Source organism: Deinococcus sp. KSM4-11, from assembly GCF_004801415.1.
Taxonomy (GTDB): Bacteria; Deinococcota; Deinococci; order Deinococcales; family Deinococcaceae; genus Deinococcus.
Genome location: NZ_SSNX01000008.1, coordinates 14588 through 31893, shown reverse-complemented (window position 1 = coordinate 31893; position 17306 = coordinate 14588). Strand labels below are relative to the sequence as shown.

Sequence of the window (17306 nt, the reverse complement as noted above, 5' to 3'; positions counted from 1 at the left end):
ACGCGTCCCTGCTCCCCCGCACGGCACTCCTGTCAGGGTTCATCTGTGGGTGCGACAATGCACGCTGATATGTCAGGCCCCACTCCCTTCTCCCCCATCGCCAGGAAAGCCCGTGCGGGCGTCCCCAAGACCGTCTGGGATCTGGTGTTCACGTTCATCATTCCGATCCTGGTGCTCAGCCCGAACATCCTGGGCAGCGGCATCAGCATCGCCGAGCAGGTCTTCGGAGGCGGCACCACCGGCAACGTCCGCGCGTACGTCCTGGCCGCCCTGATCCCCGTCGCCTACGTCCTGTGGGACCTGATCCGCAACCGCACCCTCAGCCCAGTTGCCATGATCGGCGGGGCCGGCGCCATCTTCTCGGGCGCACTGGCGTTCTGGTTCGTGGACGGCTTCTGGTTCGCCGTGAAAGACAGCGCCCGCTCGTACCTGACCGGCGTGCTGTTCCTGGTCAGCGCCGCCACCAGCGTGCCCCTGCTGCGCGTGTTCATCGACGCCGCCAGCCTGGGCGAGACGCCCGAACACCGCGCGGCCACTCAGCAGGCCATGCGCGACCCCGGCGTGCACCGGGCGCTGGCGCTGGGCACCGTGCTGTTCGCCGCCGTCGATCTGCTGGGCGGCGTGGTGAACAGCATCGTGAACTACGCCCGCGTGACCGCGAAGTTCGGCACGGACGCCTTCAACGCCGAGGTCGCCACCGTGAACGCCATCATGCGCGTGCCCGGCCTGATCGTCAGCCTCGCAGGCATCGCCGTTGCGTTCTGGATCGTGCAGCGCGCCGTGCAGAAACGCTACGGGGCCGCCGCCAGCCTGCTGGAACCCGCGAAACTCGAGGCCGTCATGCGCGAGCGCGGAGAACTGGCCGAGGGCTGATCCGGCTCCGTCCTCGGCGATGAAGTGGAGCGCTGATGGGTTGAGGCAGCAAAACAGGTCTTGATGCTTGGTCAAGGTTGGGAACGGCGTCTTCCAGGCGTCATGACAGCGCTTGACCACGCCCCCAGCTCAACAGGCTGGCGATCCTACGCGCCCTACTCCCCTGTCCGTGCCCTTCGCTTCTGGAAGGCGCCGGTCAGCAGTTCGGTGATGTATTCCTTGGTGAAGGGCATGCCGCTGGCCTCGGCGGCGCTGATTTCCTCGTCACGGTCGTAGGTCAGGCGCACGAAGGTGGCGGCGTGCATGGGGCTGTGCGGGTCGAATTCCAGGATCAGGTAGCACGGCAGGGTGGAATCCAGGGGGTTGCCCACGCTGCCGCAGTTGATCAGCGGCCGGCCCTCGACGTCCAGCAGCAGGGCCTCGTGCATGTCGGCGTAGACCAGCGCGTCGGCGTGGGCGTTCAGGCCGTACTGCGCGTTGGGCTCGAAGGCACTGATCTGATCGGCGAGGCTGCTGTGCGGGTACAGGCGGTGGAACAGGCCGCGCGAACTGGCGTGCACGAACCGCCACCACGCGCCCGCGAACTGCTCCTCGATCCCGTACGGCAGGTCGCCCAGGTACGAGAGTTGCGCGGGGCTCAGCTTGCTGCGCGGCCACAGATCCTGCGGGCGGTGGGTGGCGCCGGCCACACGGGCGTCCCAGTTGCCCTGGATGACGCGGCTGGCGTGGGCCTGCGTCCATTCCAGCACTTCCTTCGGGCGGGGTCCCTTGCCGACCAGGTCACCCAGCACCCACGCGTCGGTCAGGCCGCGGCGCTGCATGTCCGCGTGAACCGCGAGCGTGGCCGCCAGGTTGGCGTGCAGGTCCGCGAGGATGGCGAGACGGATCATGCCCCGGAGTGTAGCCCGCGTGTCCGGCGCGGACTGCGGCGCATGGAACCCGCTACGGGGTGGGGGTCAGGGCGCGCACCATCGCCCAGGTGATCAGGGCGGCCACGAGCAGGCCCGAGACGACGAACCACGCGAGGGCGCGGCCACCGTTGACGGCGTTCGCGGCGGTCCATGCAGTTCGCAGGTTCACCAGGGCGAACATCAGCAGGAGGGCGTCCAGGGCGTCCACGTGCCGGTTCCCGCCGATGGCGAGCGGGAAGCCGACCAGGACGCTCAGGCCGACGATCAGCAGCGCGATCAGCAGTTGCAGCGCGTAGGGCGGCACGGCGGCTCCTACCCGAGTTCGTGGTACTGCCCACGGAAATACACCAGCGGATCGTCGTCGGTGTAGCGGGCATATTCCACGAAGCCCAGGTACAGCGTGTGGTCTCCGGCGGCAATGGCCTGGTGTCTGCGGCACACGAGTTGCGCGACCGCGCCGCCCAGCAGGGGCAGACCCTCGTGCTCAAACCACGGCACCTGTTCTTCCGGGCCGAGTTTGCCGGCGAAATGCTCGCTGAGGTGTCGCTGCGTACTGCTCAGGACGTTCACGCCGAAGTGCGTGACGTTCTCCTCGGCGAGCAGGGCGTGCATGTGGGCCCGGACATCCACGCTGACCAGGATCAGGGGCGGCGTGAGGCTCACCGACACGAAGGCGTTGGCGGTCATGCCCCGGCGCTGCGTGCCGTCCGTGGCCGTAATGACGGTCACGCCGCTCGCGAAGCGGCCGAGGGTCTGCCGGAACTCATCTGGGGTGAGGCCACCGGGCGGCGTCGCAGTCATGCGCGCAGTGTAGGGCAGCCGTCCAGACCGGTGCCCAGGCACCGGGCCTCGCGCTAGACGCGTGCCCGCAGGCCGACCAACAGCCCGGCCGTGAACGCCCCCGCGAAGGGCAGGTTCGCGGTCAGCACGCGCCGCAGCCACGACGCGCCCTGCTCGCCCCCCTGCCGCAGCCACGGTTCGGACAGGGCCTGGATCTTCAGCCAGTTGATGGTGACCAGGTCGAAGTACGCGAGCAGTTGCAGCACGATGAACAGCACGCCCACCACGATCAGCACGACCCGGCCCACGTGCCGCAGGGCCACGCCGGTCGCGAACCCCAGCAGCGCCCCCACGCTCAGGTCCGGCAGCATGGGGCGCAGCGCGTCGAGCAGACTGCCGCTCTGCGCGGCGTCGGGCGCAGGGGGGGTGGAGGTCGGAAGGGTCGTCATGGGCGCTGTGGAGGGAAGAAACGGGGGCATGCTAGCGCGCTGCGTCTTACGGCGGCCTTCCCCGGCGCGCCGCGCTATCCTGCGCTCACTGTGGAGACCCTGCCAGACGCCCCCGCCGACCTGCTGCCCACCGAGCGGTATGGGCGGCTCGTGGCGGGCGACGAGGCCGCGTGGTACGAGTTCGTGCAGGAGTACGAGGGCCGCATGTACGGTTACCTGTACCGCCTGGAGGGCAACAGCGACGACGCGCTGGACCTGACGCAGGAGGTCTTCTACCGCGCGTGGCGGAGCATCCGCACCTTCCGGCCGGGCGAGCGCGTCCTGCCCTGGCTGTACCAGGTGGCGCGCAATACCCAGATCGAATCGCACCGCCGCAAGCAGCTCCAGCGCTTCAGTCTGGAGGAAGCGCGCGAGGACGTGGGCTTCGAGGTCACGAGCGCCGCGCGCTCGCCCGTGCAGGCGGCCGAGAGCGCCGACGCGCAGGATCGCGTGCAGCGTGCCCTGCTGAAACTCCCGGAGGAGTACCGCGAGGCCGTGGTGCTGCGCTTTGTGGAGGATCTACCGTACGAGGAGATCGCACAGATTCAGGGCGTGGCCGTCGGCACGGCCAAAAGCCGCGTGTTCCGCGCCAAGGAGCAGCTCGCTCAGCTCCTCGCGGATGTCGCGGACGTGAACTGATCCACGCGTTCTGGGCGGATGCCGCATGTGTCACACCGCAGACAGACGCGGGCACGTAGCCTGAAGGCGTGATGCCCGGACGCCCTTCCTCCTTGTTCCGGCGGGCGCTGCTGCTCGGCGCGCTCGCGTGCAGTGCCGGCGCTCCCGGCCCGGGCGGCGCGCACGGTCAGACCGCCGCCGACCAGACGCCGTTCAAGGTCGGGTATACCGCGAGCTCCGAGGGCCGCGCTCCGCTGCTGGTCACCTTCCACGCGAATATCGCGCCCGCCTACCGGGTCGAGTGGACGTTCGGGGACGGCGGAACGGCGAACGGAACGCAGGTGCAGCACACCTACTACCACAGCGGCGTGTACACCATGCAGGCGCGGCTGCTGGACGCCCAGGGCCGCATGGTCAGCCGCGCGCAGAGCACCATCGACGTGCAGTCCGCCGGACCTGAACGCAGTGAACTGACCATCCTGCTCGGCCAGGGACAGGTGCAGCTGAGCGCCGTGGACAGCGTGTACTACACGCCCACCCCCCCCAGGCTGACCCTCGACGGCCAGACCGTCACCTCCCGCCCGGTGCGCCTGAGCGAGGGGCCGCACCGCGCCGTCACGGCCGGCATCACGCAGGGCGGCCAGGTGCAGGAACGCAGCGTGTCGTTCACGGCCGCCGCCTTCACGGGCAGCGTGGTGTACGAGAACGAGGTGCTGCGTCTCACCAACCTCGCCCGCGCGCACGGCTGGAACTGCGCCACGCTGCGTGAGGGCGGTCCGGCCCTGCCGCCCCTCAGGCAGAACGTCACGCTGGACGTGGCCGCGCTGGCGCAGTCTGCGGGCATGGCCGTCGCCGGATACTTCGATCATGTGAGCGGCCTGGACGGCAGCACGCCCATGCGGCGCGTGCAGGCGGCCGGCATGCAGCCGAGCGCGGTGGGAGAGAACATTGCCGCCGGCCACGAGACGCCCGCGCAGGTCGTGGACGGCTGGCTCCGCAGCCCAGGCCACTGTCACAACATCATGGGGGACTACAGCCTGATCGGTCTGGCATACGTGAACCGGCCGGGCACGACGTATGTCCGGTACTGGACGCAGGTGTTCGCCTCGCCCTGAACACCGCCGCTCAGTCTCACCGGAGAAGGGTGGTCGGCCGGGGCTCGGTGAGCACGGCGGAGGGTTCTCCCAGGCGAACGGTTGCGATCAGGCCGCCGCCCTCGGCCAAGGCGAGGGTCACGTCGCCCCCGTGGGCCCCCGCGTACCGGCGCACCAGGGGCAGCCCCAGCCCCTGCCCATCGCGCGGGCCGCGCGGGCCACGCTCGTAGGGCAGGAAGACCGTCTCCAACCATTCCACGCCCAGGCCGGGGCCGTGATCCCGGATGCGGATCTGCGGCCCACCCTCCGCCCCGCACAGCGTGACCTCGACCGGGCCGTCCGTGTACTTCAGGGCGTTTTCGATCAGGTTCTCCAGAATCTGCCGCAGACGGTTGCGGTCAACCATCCAGGGCACGGGTTCCAGCGGCACGCTCACGCTCACGCGGGGGGACGCAAAGGGCCACAGCACGGTGCGCAGATCCGTGGATTCGACATGGAGCGTCACGTCCAGGTACAGGTCGTTCAGCCGGGTCAGGTCGGCCCGGTTGGCCAGCTGCGTCGCACTCTCCTCGATCAGGGACAGCAGATGCTGTTGCCGATCCGGGGTGTCCGCGTGCCGCAGCAGGTCGCTGGCCAGCAGCAGTGACTGCAGCGGCCGCCTGAGTTCGTGGCTGGCAAGTTGCAGGGCCTCGCGCTGCCGAGCCTCCCGCTGCGCGTGACGGTGGCGTTCCGCGCGCCACATGATCAGCGCGCGGGCTGTCAGCAGCATGCTCAGCAGGCCCGTGACGGCCGCAGTTCCAATCAGCAGCCGCTGCAGGAACTGCAACGTGCCCACGTACCGTCGGTGCAGCACGGTCGAGTACTGCGCTGCCTGCGAGTTGAGTGCCACCGCCTCCTTGGAGGCCAGCTCCAGCGAATCGAGGGTGTCCTGCTCGAGGTACCGGGCGATCCGGGACAATCTGGCTGCGCCTTGCCGCTCCACCTGCGCCAGTTCGTTGAACTGGCCGGGATTAATGGCGCTCGACAGGGCGATGTCACGCCTGAATTTCTGCTGCTGCGCCGAGAGGTTCCCGTGCAGCCTTCCGATCTGGTATTCCAGCACATCCTGAGCCAGCCCCTGATAGGCGTGGGGGGTCCAGCCGGTTCCACCACTGATGAGCGCCTGATACGCGGGCCGGGTGGCCTGAAGGAGCAGCACAATGGTCAGCACGGCGGGCAGCGCGGCCAGCAGGACTTCACGCAGCGCGACGAGCGGAGGTGTACCCCGCAGGTACCGCCGCATGACGTCGACCGGGGTCACGGGACGGGCGTGATGCGCTCGGCGAACCACACCCACGCGGCCGAGTACGTGCCCTCGTGGAAGCGTTCCGGGCGGGCAGGCAACACGACGGTCAGGGGGCCTTTTTTCAGGGTGGGAATGGGGTTGCCGTCGGCCGAGTAGGCGAGCATGATGGGGTAGTTCATGTAGTCGCTAGCCAGGATGGTCGAGGCGAAGCCGTTTGCAGCGGCAATTCGCAGGTTCTGACCGCTGAAGCCGCCCAGGATCGCCAGGTCACGCAGGGCCACGCCCTCGTAGGTGTAGTCCTGGTGCAGTTGCATGTGGTTGGTGCGGTAGCGCACGGCGGGCAGGGACTTGAGCTGCCGCAGGGTCAGGGGTTTGCGCAGACTGCCGCTCTCGACGGTGAGCACCACCGCTTCGCCCGGCAGGGCCGGGGGCATGTGCCGGGCGGGGTGGGAATACGTGAACACGGGAATACCCGGCAGCGGCCTCGCCGGAAGGGCTGGTACCGACAGTGCCACACCCGCACCCAGCAGCGACAGCAGCAGGAACCCCCGGCGGAATGGACGGGAGCGGAGGGTGGTGGCCGCAGTGCGGGGGATCACCCCTCCAGTCTACCGGGCCGCAAAGGCAGGAACGGGAAGACGAATGACCGCCCGTTTAGTAAGGTCGGGGCACGTCAGTCTGGGGTCATGATGCCAGCGCACACTGCCGGGCATGAAGAAGATCCTCGCCCTGACCCTCCTGGGAACCGCCCTGGCGACCCCGGCCCACGCTGCGCCGAGCATCAGCGCACAGAGCATCATCGTGAATCCCGTGCCCAGTCCCGTGAACGTGCGTGTGTGGACCGACCGGGACAGCAGCGGCGCGGGCACGCCCGACTACCTGCCGGGCGAGAAGATCCGCCTGTATACCAGCGTCGCGCAGGACGCCTACGTGTACCTGTTCAACGTCGATCCGGCCGGACAGGTCGACCTGATCCTCCCGAACCGTTACCAGGGCGGCGGGAACTTCCTGAAGGCCGGCAGCGTGAAGGTCTTCCCGGGCGCCGGGGACGGCTTTACCTTCGATATCGCTGCGCCGTACGGCGTGAACAAGGTGCTGGCCCTGGCCAGCCGCACGCCGCTGAACATCGACGACATCGCGTCGTTCAAGAACCAGCAGGGGTCGTTCGCCACCGTGAGCGTGCAGGGGCAGGGGCAGCTCGCGCAGGCGCTGAGCATCGTGGTCACGCCGGTGCCGCAGAACACCTGGGACAGCGCGACGGCCTTCTACCGCGTGGCCGCCCGCTCGGTGCCACTCAGCGTGCAGCCCGCTCCGGTGCGGCCGGTTCCCGTGCAGCCCGCACCCGTCCGGCCTGTTCCCGGCGCGGTCATGCCGTGGGGTGATGCCCGCGAGTGGAACGCGATGGATGCCCGCACGAACCTGCGGGAAGTGCACGACGAGTACGCGGCGCGCCTGCGGACAGAAGGGTACGTGCTGGTGAAGTCCACCCAGAACCGCAACGAGATCCGCAGCGAGTTCCGCAGCGCCCAGGGCGGAAAGGCCGTGCTGCGCGTGAGACACACGGGCAGCCGCATCCTGGTGACCGTGGAACACGAGCGGTCTGAGCGCGACTGATCCATTCGTTCTCTGCGGTGTGATTTCCGTACGGCTGGGTTGGCAGGTTGCTGTTCCCGGCGCAGCGTGGCCCCCGGTCAGGGGCCACGCCGTATGCTTTCCGGCAGGAACCGAGAAAAAAGTAATATGAAGGTTGGATGAAAACAGGCATGATGGCAGGCATGGAATTGCTGCTTGCCGGGCTGGCCATCGTGATCTCGCTGCTGCTGGCCGCGTGGCAGGAACGTCCGGCCGCCCAGCGGGCCCCGAGCCGGGATCACACCCGGCCGCGCTGAATTCCGCCCGTATACTCGCCGGAACATGTCTCCCCTGTGGCCCGGCCGCACGCCCACCCTGACCTCCCGGCTGGCCCGCCTGACCATGCAGCTGCTCGGCTGGACGCCGGTGCTGGCTCCACCGCCCGGCCCGAAGGTCGTGGCGGCCGTCGCGCCGCACACCAGCAACATGGACTTCTGGCCCGGCATCCTGCTGGCCCTGGCCATGCGGCTGCCCATGCATTTCCTGGCCAAACGCGAGCTGTTCACGCCGCCGCTGGGCGTCATCATGCGCGCCCTGGGCGGCCTGCCCGTGGATCGCCGCCGGGCCGGCGGGAACTTTGTGGACGCCGTCGTGGCGATCATCAACCGCGAGACCGAACTCGTCCTGGCCGTGGCCCCGGAGGGCACCCGCTCGCGGGAGGAGTACTGGAAGACCGGCTTTTACTACATGGCGCTGGAGGCCGGCGTGCCGATCGGCGTGACTGCCTTCGACTGGGGGCACCGGCAGTTCGGCATCATCGGGTATGTGCGGCCGACGGGGGACATCGAGGCGGATTTCGCGCAGATCCGCACGCTCCTCCGGGACGTGCGCGGCCGCACGCCGGGCAACGAGACGCCCGCCTACCCGCGTCCCTCCGAGGCGGGCGGTCCCAGTCGCCGCTGAGCAGGCCACCGCTGTAACGCGGGCGTGATGCCCGGCACGTACACTCCCTACGTACCACAACCGTACGGAAGGGAGGACGATGCCTGAAGCTGCATCCGGCCGGTCACCATGACGGCCATGACCACACCACATCCAGCGCCCGCCCCTCCACCCGGCGGGCCGATCGCGCTGGCAGCCCGGCATCTGGTGAAGGAGTTCCGGGGATTCCGCGCGACCAACGACGTGAGCCTGGACATCCGGGAGGGAGAGATCCACGCGATCATCGGCCCGAACGGTGCGGGCAAGACCACGCTGTTCAACCTGCTCTCCGGCTTCCTGAAACCCACGGGCGGCGAGGTGCATCTGTTCGGGGAGCGGATCGACCTGCTGCCCCCGCACCGGATCGTGCGGCGCGGCCTGAGCCGCTCGTTTCAGATCAGTTCGGTGTTTCCCAGCATGACCGTGCGAGAGAACGTCCTGGTCGCCCTGCAATCGCCCACGCGGCTGCCGGGGCAGTTCTGGTCGCGCCTGTCGACCCTGGACGCGCTGGCAGGCCGGGCGGAGCAGATCCTGGCCGACGTGGGGCTGGCGGGCGCGCAGGCCCGCCTCGCGGCCGACCTGTCTCACGGCGAGAAACGGCAGCTGGAGATCGGCATTTCCCTCACGCAGGATCCGCGCGTGCTGCTGCTGGATGAACCGACCTCCGGCATGGGCAGCGAGGGCATCGCCCGCGTGACCGGGCTGGTGCAGCAGGTCGCGCAGGGGCGGACGGTCGTGCTCGTCGAGCACAACATGAGCGTCGTGGCCGAACTCGCCCACCGCATCACCGTGCTCCAGTACGGGTCGGTGCTCGCCAGCGGCGTGTACGACGACGTGCGCCGCGACCCACGCGTGATCGAAGCGTACCTGGGCGACGAGGATCACGCGTGACGCTGCACGCCGCGGCCAGTCCCTCCCCGGCCCCCGGGCCCGGACCCAGCCCGCTGCTGGACGTCCGTGACCTGAACGCCTACTACGGCCAGAGCCACGTGCTGCACGGCGTGAACCTGCACGTGAATCCCGGCGAGGTCGTGTCGCTGATCGGGCGCAACGGGGCGGGCAAGACCACCACCCTGAAATCGATCATGGGCGTGCTGCGCAGCCGCACCGGGCAGATCACGTTCGACGGGCAGGACATCACGCGGCTGCACAGCCACCGGGTCGCGGCGCGCGGGCTGGCGTGGGTGCCGGAGGAACGCGCGATCCTGGGCACCCTGAGCGTGAAGGAGAACCTGGAACTCCCGCCCGCCCGGCCTGGGGGCTGGACCACCGAGCGTGCCTACGAGGCCTTCCCCGTGCTGCGCGAGCGCGGCCACCACCCCGGCAGCAAGCTCTCGGGCGGCGAGCAGCAGATGCTGGCGATCGTGCGGGTACTGCGCAGTGGCCCCCGACTGCTGCTGCTCGACGAGCCCAGCGAGGGCCTGGCCCCCGTGATCGTGCAGGGCATCGGGCGGATCATCGAGGGGCTGCGCGAGGCGGGCATGGCCGTGCTGCTGGTCGAACAGAACCTGGGGTTCGCCACCCGCCTCGCAGATCGCCACTACGTGTTCGTGGACGGCATGGTCGTCGATGAGGTCGCCCGCGCGGACGTCGAGGCCCGCCGAGGCGACCTGCTGAAGTCCCTGAGCGTCTGAAGACCCCAACCCGTCCCGTACATCACATTCCCCTGGAGGAACCCATGAAGACCAAGACCCTGACCGCCCTGCTGCTCACCACCGCCCTGTCCTCCACCCACGCACAGACCCTGTCGGATAACGGCATCAAGGTCGGGGTGCTGACCGACCTGTCCGGCGTGTACTCCGAGCTGTCCGGGCAGGGCAGCGTGAAGGCCGCGCAGATGGCCGCCGACGATTTCATGAAGGCGAACAAGGCCTACGCCGGGAAGGTCAGCGTGATCGGCGTGGATCACCAGAACAAAGCAGACGTGGCCAGCAACAAGGCCGCCGAGATGATCGACCGGCAGAACGTGGACATGCTGGTCGACATGCCGACGTCCAGCACCGCGCTGGCCGCGACCGAGATCGGCCGGCAGAAGAAGGTCATCTCGATGGTCGTGACCGGCGGCACCACCGCCCTCACGAACGAGAAGTGCAACAAGTACACCTTCCACTACGCCTACGACAACTACATGCTCGCCAACGGCACCGGCACCGCCGTGACCAAACGCGGCGGCACGAGCTGGTACATCATCTACCCGAACTACGCCTTCGGGCAGGACCTGAACCGCCAGATGACGGCGGCCGTGCAGGAGAACGGCGGGAAGCTCGTCGCCCCCAGCGACGCCACCCCCTTCCCGAACACGGACTTCAGCACGTACTTGCTCAAGGCGCAGAGCCTCAAGCCGAAGATCTTCGGCACCATGCAGGCCGGGAACGACCTGGTGAACGTCGTCAAGCAGTACAACGAGTTCGGTCTGAAGAAGCAGGGCATCGGCCTGGGGATCGGCCTGCTGTTCGAGACGGACGTGGCCGCGCTCGGCCAGGACGCCTACGCCGGGGCGCTGGCCACCGTGCCGTGGTTCTGGAACTTCGACGCCCGTTCCCGCCAGTGGGCCGCGAAGTTCGAGGCGGCCTTCGGGAAGAAACCCACCTGGGCGCAGGCCGGCGTGTACTCAGCCACCATGACCTACCTGAACGCCGTGGCCCGCGCCAAGACCGACACCAGCGACGCCGTGGTGAAGGAGCTGGAAGGCTACTCCTTCGACGACTTCTTCGCCCGGCACGCCAGCATCCGCCCCCAGGATCACCGCGTGCTGCTCGACGTGCACACCGTACAGGTCAAGGCCAAGGCCGACGCGAAGGAACCCGGTGACATCTTCACGCGCCTGAGCACCATTCCCGCCGCGAAGGCCTTCATGCCCCTGAGCGAGAGCAAGTGCAAGATGTGACCGGCCACGGAGCGTGATGCCGGTCAACCAGGCAGGCGGGCCAGACCAGAGGCCATGACAACGGAGGATCGGGGCGGCGCGTCATCAGCCCCGATCCGGAGGGACAGGGGCCGGTGCCGTGCGGAAGTGGCCGGCTGAAGGGACGGAATGAATACACAGTTACTGCTGATTCAGGTCTTCAACGGCCTTGTGAACGGCGCGTTCTACGCGATGCTGTCGCTGGGCCTCGCGGTGATCTTCGGAATGCTGCGCATCGTGAATTTCGCACACGGAGCGCTGTACATGCTGGGCGCGTTCACGGCCTTCGCGCTGGGGCAGGCGCTGGGGCTGGGCTTCTGGCCGGCGCTCATCATCGCGCCGGTGCTGGTGGGCCTGCTGGGCGCGGCCCTAGAACGCACGCTGCTCTCGCGGCTGTACGGCCTGGAACCCAGCTACAACCTGCTACTGACCTTCGGCCTGACGCTGCTCACGCAGGATCTGGTGAAGCAGGTCATGCTCAGCCGCTTCGCCGTGTCGAGCGCCCCGTACAGCCCGCCGGAAGCGCTGTCGGGCGTGGTGAACCTGGGCTTCGTGGTGTTCCCGAAGTACCGCCTGTTCGTGATCGCGCTGTCGCTGGTCGTGTGCCTCCTGACGTGGTTCGTGATCGAGAAGACGCGGGTGGGCAGCATCATCCGTGCCAGCACCGAGAATCCCAGCGTGACCCGCGCGTTCGGCATCGACGTGAGCAAGTGGGTCACGGGCGTGTTCGCGGTGGGCGTGGGGCTGGCCGGGCTGGCCGGCGTGCTGGCCGCGCCGATCTACTCGGTCGAGCCGTACATGGGCGCGGAACTGATCATCACGACCTTCGCGGTCGTCGTGATCGGCGGCCTGGGCAGCATTCTGGGCAGCGTGATCACGGGCTTCGCGGTGGGCGTGCTGGCCGCCGTGGGCGCGGCCTTCTACCCGCCGATCGCGAACACGCTGGTGTTCATCCTGATGTTCGTGGTGCTGCTCGTGCGGCCCAGCGGCCTGTTCGGCCTGCCCGAGGGAGCGCGGTGACGGTGCTGCCGCGCGCGGCCGCGCAGACCGACCGGGAGCGCACCACCCGCGCCGTATGGCTGGCCGGCCTGGGGCTGCTGCTGCTGATCCTGCCGAAACTGATCTACCCGGTGCTGGCGCTGGACATCCTGGCGTGGGGCCTGTTCGCCGTGGCCTTCGACCTGCTGTTCGGCTTCTCGGGCCTGCTGAGTTTCGGCCACGCGGCCTTCTGGGGCAGCAGCGCGTATGTCACCGCGTCCCTGCTCTCGCACGGCCAGAGCGTGCCCGTCGCCCTGCTCGGCGGCACCCTGAGCGCCCTGGCCCTGGCCGTCCCCGTTGCGTTCCTGAGCGTGCGATCCAGCGGCATCTACTTCTCCATGATCACGCTGGCCTTCGCGCAGATGATCTCGTTCCTGGCCCTGCAATGGACTGACCTGACCGGCGGCGAGAACGGCCTTCAGGGCTTCGACCGCCCCGGTTTCCTGGGGATGGATTTCAGCAACTCCACCACCCGCTACTACGTGTGTCTCGCGCTGTTCGCCGTGGGCTTCGCCGTCGCGTGGCGCACCGTCCGCAGTCCCTTCGGCCGCGCCCAGCAGGCCGTCCGCGACAACGAGCCGCGCGCCCAGAGCATCGGGTACGACCCCCGGCGCTTCAAGTTCACGGCCTTCCTGATCAGCGCCACGCTCGCGGGTCTGGCGGGCAGCATGTATACCTTCGGGCACGGCGTCGTCAGTCTGGAGGTCGTGAACTGGCGCACGTCCGGCGAGGTCGTCATGATGACCCTGCTGGGCGGCACCACCACCCTCTTCGGCCCGGTGATCGGCGCGGGCCTGGTGCTGCTGCTGCGCGACCAGCTCACCACCGCGAACCTGCCGGTGGGCATCGTCACGGGCCTGGTATTCGTGCTGGTCGTGCTGTTCTTCCGGCGGGGCGTGGTCGGCACCGTGCAGCAGTGGACGCGGCGCCGGTAGCGGTTCCTGGCCTCTCCCCTGCCCCCGCCGCGTGCGGGGGCTACGCCGTTCCGCAGGAGGTGTCACGCCTTCGGAACGGCGTAGCCGGGGCGCGGTTGACATCGGTGGACATGGGCGGTGCCCAGCCTCGCGTTCCACTGGTTCGTCCGGTGGGGTACCCAGACCTCTTCAGGAGTTAAGACTCGCCCTCGTCCTTGAGGCCCTGGATTTCCTCGATAAATCGCTCCAGGCTGTCGAAGTCGCGGTACACGCTGGCGAAACGGATGTACGCGACGTCGTCCAGGGGCCGCAGGAAGGTCATGGCGCGCTTGCCGATCTCGGTGGCGGGAATCTCACTAAGGCCGACCTCGTCCTCGAAACCGTACGCGAAGGCGCGCAGGGTGTCCTGATCCACCGGGCGTTTCTCGGTGGCCAGGGTCAGGCCGCGCAGCAGTTTGTCCGGGTTGAAGGCCTCGCGCGGGCCACTTCGCTTGACGACCATCAGCGGCTCGAGTTGCGCGCGCTCGTAGGTGGTGAAGCGCCGGGCGCAGTTCAAGCACTCGCGGCGGCGGCGGATGCTGGCCCCATCGTCGCTGGGCCGGGAGTTCACGACCTTGCTGTCGGGCGCGGAACAGTACGGGCATTTCATGGGCCGGCCTTCACGGGCGCCACCTTACAGCGACAGGCCATACGGGGTGTCCGAGATGCGCAGCTTCGGAACGGGCGGCAGGGGCACGTCCATGACGTTCCCGCGCAGGTGCGCCATGCCGGGCAGCGCCAGGGTCAGGACGGTTTCGGCCAGACGCTGATCCAGGGTCTCGTCGCCGCTGCTGGCGCGGGAGGGCAGCACCAGGTTCAGGCGCAGATCCTCAAGGTGCGCCTGTTCGACCAGGCCGCGCAGCGCGCCGCGTTGCGGGTGGGCGTGCAGTCCCTGTTCGTCCAGGTGCGGGCCGATGATGGTCAGCCACGTGCCGGGCAGGCGGCGGCGGACGATCTGGGCGATACCCACCGAACTTTTGACGTTGCAGTTGAACAGATCCATCCACTCGTTCTCGCTGAGCATGGTGAAGTCCGAGCTGGCGCGCTTATCGGCCAGATGCACGATGCCGTGCAGCGCGCCGAAGATCTCCAGGATGCGGTTCTGCGCGCTGAGCCAGTCCAGCGGCACACCCACGTCGGCCTTGATGGGAATGGCGGTGCCGCCCGCGACTTCCAGACTGCTGGCGGCGGCGGCCAGTGTTTCGGTGTTCCCGCCGATCAGGACGACGCTGGCGCCCGCGCGGGCCAGGGCGGCGCTGATGGGCCGTCCGTAGCCCTGGTCGGCGCTGGTGACCGCGATCACCTGTCCGGCGAGCGACGGCCCGCCGGACGGTGCGGTGGCGGACTGGGGTCGGGCGGGGCCGGTCATGCCCTCCAGCATACTGCGAGGTGGGCGGCCCTCAGCTGGCCTGCTGCACCTTGAGTGCGCCTTCGGGAGGATCGCCGGCACGGTGTCCTCGGTTGCAGCTATGACACCAGTACGCCTGATCCCCGTCGCGCAGGTCGTGCAGGGTCATGGGCTGCGCGCAGCCGGGGCACACATGCACGTACCCGCGGCCGCTGGCGGGCAGTGGGTCGGGCTGCCCACGTAATTGCCTCTTCATATTCTGATCATAGCAGATCAGCGCCGGGCATCGCCAGCCCGGCCCATCACGACCACGGGCGGCCGGAACCACTCCCGCCGCCCGCACCGCCGAACCTTTCCTACAAGTCCGGCTCGCCGTCCGCCTCTATTTCCGGCTCGATCACCTGCGCGCCGCCTCCCGGCTCGCCCACCCGCCGGCGCTTGCGCAGCATGGCCGGCTCCCGGTCGAGGTTGAACACGAAGTGCCGGGGACGCCGCTCGCGCAGCCACGTTTCCAGCGCCACCAGGCGCGGCCGGAAGCGGATGAACTCCCGGAGCTGCCGGATCGGCACGAACTTCGCCTCCTGCACGTCCTTGTCGGGATCGCGCGGCGCCAGGGTGCCCCCGACCTCGCGGCCCGTGTAGAAGAACTGCAGATGGTGCCCCCACGTCTGAGCCTGGAATTCCACGATGAACGCCAGATCGCGCAACTCCACCACGATGCCCGTCTCCTCGAAGGTCTCGCGGCGCGCGCCGTCCTGCACGAGTTCCCCGGATTCCAGGCCACCTTTCGGCAGCGACCAGCGGCCGCGCTCGCGCACCAGCAGGATCTCGTCCCCGCGCAGCACGATGCAGCCCACCGCGATGCGCGGATCGGCCAGCGGACGCTTCTGCCCGCGCTTCTGCGGCGCGGCCGGCACCGGCACGGCCGTCGTGTTCGTCACCTGGCCGGGCCGGAGCGCCTGCCCCGCCACGCTGCCCCCACGCCGCCGCCGCCGCCGCCGCTGCGCCGTGGCCTGTCCCGGAACCTGATCCTCCGCCATTACACTCCCTCCGGCGCAAGATCGTTGAACCGCACGTGCGCGCTGTGAAACTGCAACTTCACCGTTCCCACGGGCCCGTTGCGCTGCTTGCCAATGATGATTTCCGCGATGCCCTGCTGATCCGTTTCCTTGTTGTAGTACTCGTCGCGGTAGATGAACATCACGATGTCCGCGTCCTGTTCGATGGCCCCGGATTCACGCAGGTCCGAGAGCATCGGCCGGTGGTTGGGGCGCTGCTCGACCGCACGCGACAGCTGCGACAGCACCATGATCGGCACCTCCATCTCCCGCGCCAGTCCTTTCAGGCCGCGCGAGATGGTGCTGATCTCCTGCTGCCGGTTGTCCGAACCGCCGTTGCTCTTGCCGCCAGACATCAGTTGCAGGTAATCAATGACGACCAGCCCCAGCTGCCCGTGCTGCGCCGCGATCCGCCGGAGCTTGCTGCGCAGGCCGTTCAGCGTCAGGTCAGCCTCGTCGTCAATCACCATCGGGGCCTCGGCCAGTCGGCCCGCCGCGTGTGCCAGCCGCTCGAAATCGCGCTCGTTCAGCTGCCCGGAGCGGATGCGGTTCATGTCCACCCGCGCTTCACTGCACAGCATCCGCAGGGCCAGCTGCACGCTCGGCATTTCCAGGCTGAACACCGCCACGGTCTTCTCGCCGCGCAGCGCCACATTCTGTGCGATGGACAGCGCAAAGGCTGTTTTTCCCATCGAAGGCCGCGCCGCCAGCACGTTCAGGCTGCCCTTCTGCAGGCCCGAAATCTGCTCGTCCAGGTCGCGGAAGCCGCTGCTCACGCCGTCCGGAATGCCCTTGTTGGCGTGCAGCAAGGTGATGTACTCGAAGGTGTCGTGAACGACCTCGCCCATGTCCGAGTAGGTCTCGCCCTTGTTCTTCTGCTCGGCCACCTCAAAGATCATCTTCTCGGCGCGGTCGAGCAGATCCTCGAGCGGCAACTGCGCCTCGTACGCGAGCTGCATCGCCTTACCGGAGGCGCTGATCAGCAGCCGCAGCGTGTATTTTTCCTGCACGATGCGCGCGTAATGCTCCGCATACGCGGCGGTGGGCACCTGATCCGACAGACCGATCAAGTACGTTAGGCCGCCGACCTCATCCAGTTGACCCTTCACGCGCAGGTCTTCACTGAGCGTCACCAGATCCACGGGCTCCCCACGCTCCTGCAAGGTGCGCATGGACGCGAAGATCTTCCGGTGGCCTTCCCGGTAAAACATGTCCGGCGCGACCGAATCACCGAGCTGGTTCAGGGTGTCATTGTCGAGCAGAATGCTGCCCAGCACGCTGATTTCTGCATCAGTACTGTGCGGGGGAACGCGCGGCGTGAGTTCCAAAAATACCTTCCTTCCGACCCTTCCGCCGCAGATCAGGCCGCCACTGGGGGGCCGTCATGTGGGGCGGAACTCGT

At 68.4% G+C, this 17306-nt stretch carries 21 protein-coding genes; 10 read left to right on the top strand and 11 right to left on the bottom strand.

Features of this window, described 5'->3' with window-relative positions; genetic code table 11:
* The first annotated feature begins 69 nt into the window (after positions 1–69).
* Positions 70–873 carry a VC0807 family protein gene (locus E7T09_RS18080; RefSeq protein WP_136390597.1) on the top strand — a complete coding sequence of 268 codons (804 nt, stop codon included), beginning with the start codon at positions 70–72 and terminating at the stop codon, positions 871–873.
* Positions 874–1028: 155 nt separating this feature from the next.
* On the opposite strand, the gene E7T09_RS18075 is transcribed toward E7T09_RS18080, so the two are convergent.
* From E7T09_RS18075 to E7T09_RS18060, 4 genes are read right to left on the bottom strand one after another with little or no spacing between them, the layout of a single operon-like run.
* Positions 1029–1763: a metallophosphoesterase gene (locus E7T09_RS18075; RefSeq protein ID WP_136390596.1), complete on the bottom strand. Its 735-nt coding sequence runs from the start codon at positions 1761–1763 to the stop codon at positions 1029–1031.
* Positions 1764–1815: 52 nt separating this feature from the next.
* Positions 1816–2088, bottom strand: a complete 273-nt coding sequence (locus E7T09_RS18070) for a hypothetical protein (RefSeq protein WP_136390595.1) — start codon at positions 2086–2088, stop codon at positions 1816–1818.
* Positions 2089–2096: 8 nt separating this feature from the next.
* A complete protein-coding gene (locus E7T09_RS18065; protein ID WP_168734930.1) occupies positions 2097–2585 on the bottom strand; it encodes a flavin reductase family protein in 489 nt (162 codons plus the stop codon).
* A 53-nt stretch (positions 2586–2638) separates the two neighbouring features.
* On the bottom strand, positions 2639–3013 hold the full coding sequence (locus tag E7T09_RS18060) for an FUN14 domain-containing protein (protein ID WP_136390593.1): 375 nt from the start codon (positions 3011–3013) through the stop codon (positions 2639–2641).
* A 90-nt stretch (positions 3014–3103) separates the two neighbouring features.
* Between E7T09_RS18060 and E7T09_RS18055 the strand changes: the two genes are divergently transcribed.
* Together E7T09_RS18055 and E7T09_RS18050 are read left to right on the top strand one after the other, a co-directional pair.
* On the top strand, positions 3104–3691 hold the full coding sequence (locus E7T09_RS18055; protein ID WP_370294067.1) for an RNA polymerase sigma factor: 588 nt from the start codon (positions 3104–3106) through the stop codon (positions 3689–3691).
* Positions 3692–3762: 71 nt separating this feature from the next.
* Positions 3763–4785: a CAP domain-containing protein gene (locus tag E7T09_RS18050; protein WP_136390592.1), complete on the top strand. Its 1023-nt coding sequence runs from the start codon at positions 3763–3765 to the stop codon at positions 4783–4785.
* A gap of 16 nt (positions 4786–4801) precedes the next feature.
* Here E7T09_RS18050 and E7T09_RS18045 read toward each other — a convergent pair whose 3' ends face one another.
* Both E7T09_RS18045 and E7T09_RS18040 read right to left on the bottom strand, forming a co-directional pair.
* Complete coding sequence (locus E7T09_RS18045) at positions 4802–6064, bottom strand: sensor histidine kinase KdpD (protein ID WP_240741882.1); 1263 nt, start codon at positions 6062–6064, stop codon at positions 4802–4804.
* Positions 6061–6648, bottom strand: a complete 588-nt coding sequence (locus E7T09_RS18040) for a hypothetical protein (protein WP_240741881.1) — start codon at positions 6646–6648, stop codon at positions 6061–6063. The genes E7T09_RS18045 and E7T09_RS18040 overlap by 4 nt, the downstream gene beginning before the upstream one ends.
* Before the next feature lie 112 nt (positions 6649–6760).
* On the opposite strand from E7T09_RS18040, the gene E7T09_RS18035 reads away from it, so the two are divergent.
* From E7T09_RS18035 to E7T09_RS18005, 7 genes are all read left to right on the top strand, one after another.
* Positions 6761–7663 carry a DUF4384 domain-containing protein gene (locus tag E7T09_RS18035; RefSeq protein WP_136390591.1) on the top strand — a complete coding sequence of 301 codons (903 nt, stop codon included), beginning with the start codon at positions 6761–6763 and terminating at the stop codon, positions 7661–7663.
* Positions 7664–7963: 300 nt separating this feature from the next.
* On the top strand, positions 7964–8584 hold the full coding sequence (locus E7T09_RS18030; protein WP_136390590.1) for a lysophospholipid acyltransferase family protein: 621 nt from the start codon (positions 7964–7966) through the stop codon (positions 8582–8584).
* Between the two features lie 117 nt (positions 8585–8701).
* The gene (locus E7T09_RS18025; protein ID WP_240741880.1) at positions 8702–9493 is read left to right on the top strand and encodes an ABC transporter ATP-binding protein; all 792 of its coding nucleotides are present in this window, start codon (positions 8702–8704) and stop codon (positions 9491–9493) included.
* Positions 9490–10236, top strand: a complete 747-nt coding sequence (locus E7T09_RS18020) for an ABC transporter ATP-binding protein (RefSeq protein WP_240741879.1) — start codon at positions 9490–9492, stop codon at positions 10234–10236. Before E7T09_RS18025 ends, E7T09_RS18020 begins: the two co-directional genes overlap by 4 nt.
* Before the next feature lie 44 nt (positions 10237–10280).
* A complete protein-coding gene (locus E7T09_RS18015; protein WP_136390588.1) occupies positions 10281–11489 on the top strand; it encodes an ABC transporter substrate-binding protein in 1209 nt (402 codons plus the stop codon).
* 147 nt (positions 11490–11636) lie between these two features.
* Positions 11637–12527, top strand: a complete 891-nt coding sequence (locus E7T09_RS18010; protein ID WP_136390587.1) for a branched-chain amino acid ABC transporter permease — start codon at positions 11637–11639, stop codon at positions 12525–12527.
* Positions 12524–13480 carry a branched-chain amino acid ABC transporter permease gene (locus E7T09_RS18005; RefSeq protein WP_136390586.1) on the top strand — a complete coding sequence of 319 codons (957 nt, stop codon included), beginning with the start codon at positions 12524–12526 and terminating at the stop codon, positions 13478–13480. The genes E7T09_RS18010 and E7T09_RS18005 overlap by 4 nt, the downstream gene beginning before the upstream one ends.
* 175 nt (positions 13481–13655) lie before the next feature.
* On the opposite strand, the gene nrdR is transcribed toward E7T09_RS18005, so the two are convergent.
* The 5 genes from nrdR to dnaB all read right to left on the bottom strand — a co-directional run bounded on the left by nrdR (position 13656) and on the right by dnaB (position 17232).
* Positions 13656–14108 carry a transcriptional regulator NrdR gene (gene nrdR / locus E7T09_RS18000; RefSeq protein WP_136390585.1) on the bottom strand — a complete coding sequence of 151 codons (453 nt, stop codon included), beginning with the start codon at positions 14106–14108 and terminating at the stop codon, positions 13656–13658.
* A 24-nt stretch (positions 14109–14132) separates the two neighbouring features.
* Entirely contained in the window at positions 14133–14867 is a 735-nt protein-coding gene (locus E7T09_RS17995) for an SDR family NAD(P)-dependent oxidoreductase (RefSeq protein WP_136390584.1), read from the bottom strand.
* 31 nt (positions 14868–14898) lie between these two features.
* The gene (locus E7T09_RS17990) at positions 14899–15102 is read right to left on the bottom strand and encodes a hypothetical protein (RefSeq protein WP_136390583.1); all 204 of its coding nucleotides are present in this window, start codon (positions 15100–15102) and stop codon (positions 14899–14901) included.
* A gap of 100 nt (positions 15103–15202) precedes the next feature.
* Positions 15203–15886 carry an NUDIX domain-containing protein gene (locus E7T09_RS17985; RefSeq protein WP_136390582.1) on the bottom strand — a complete coding sequence of 228 codons (684 nt, stop codon included), beginning with the start codon at positions 15884–15886 and terminating at the stop codon, positions 15203–15205.
* Positions 15886–17232, bottom strand: coding sequence for a replicative DNA helicase (gene dnaB, locus E7T09_RS17980; RefSeq protein WP_136390581.1), 1347 nt, complete (start codon positions 17230–17232; stop codon positions 15886–15888). The genes E7T09_RS17985 and dnaB overlap by 1 nt, the downstream gene beginning before the upstream one ends.
* Between the last annotated feature and the right edge of the window lie 74 nt (positions 17233–17306).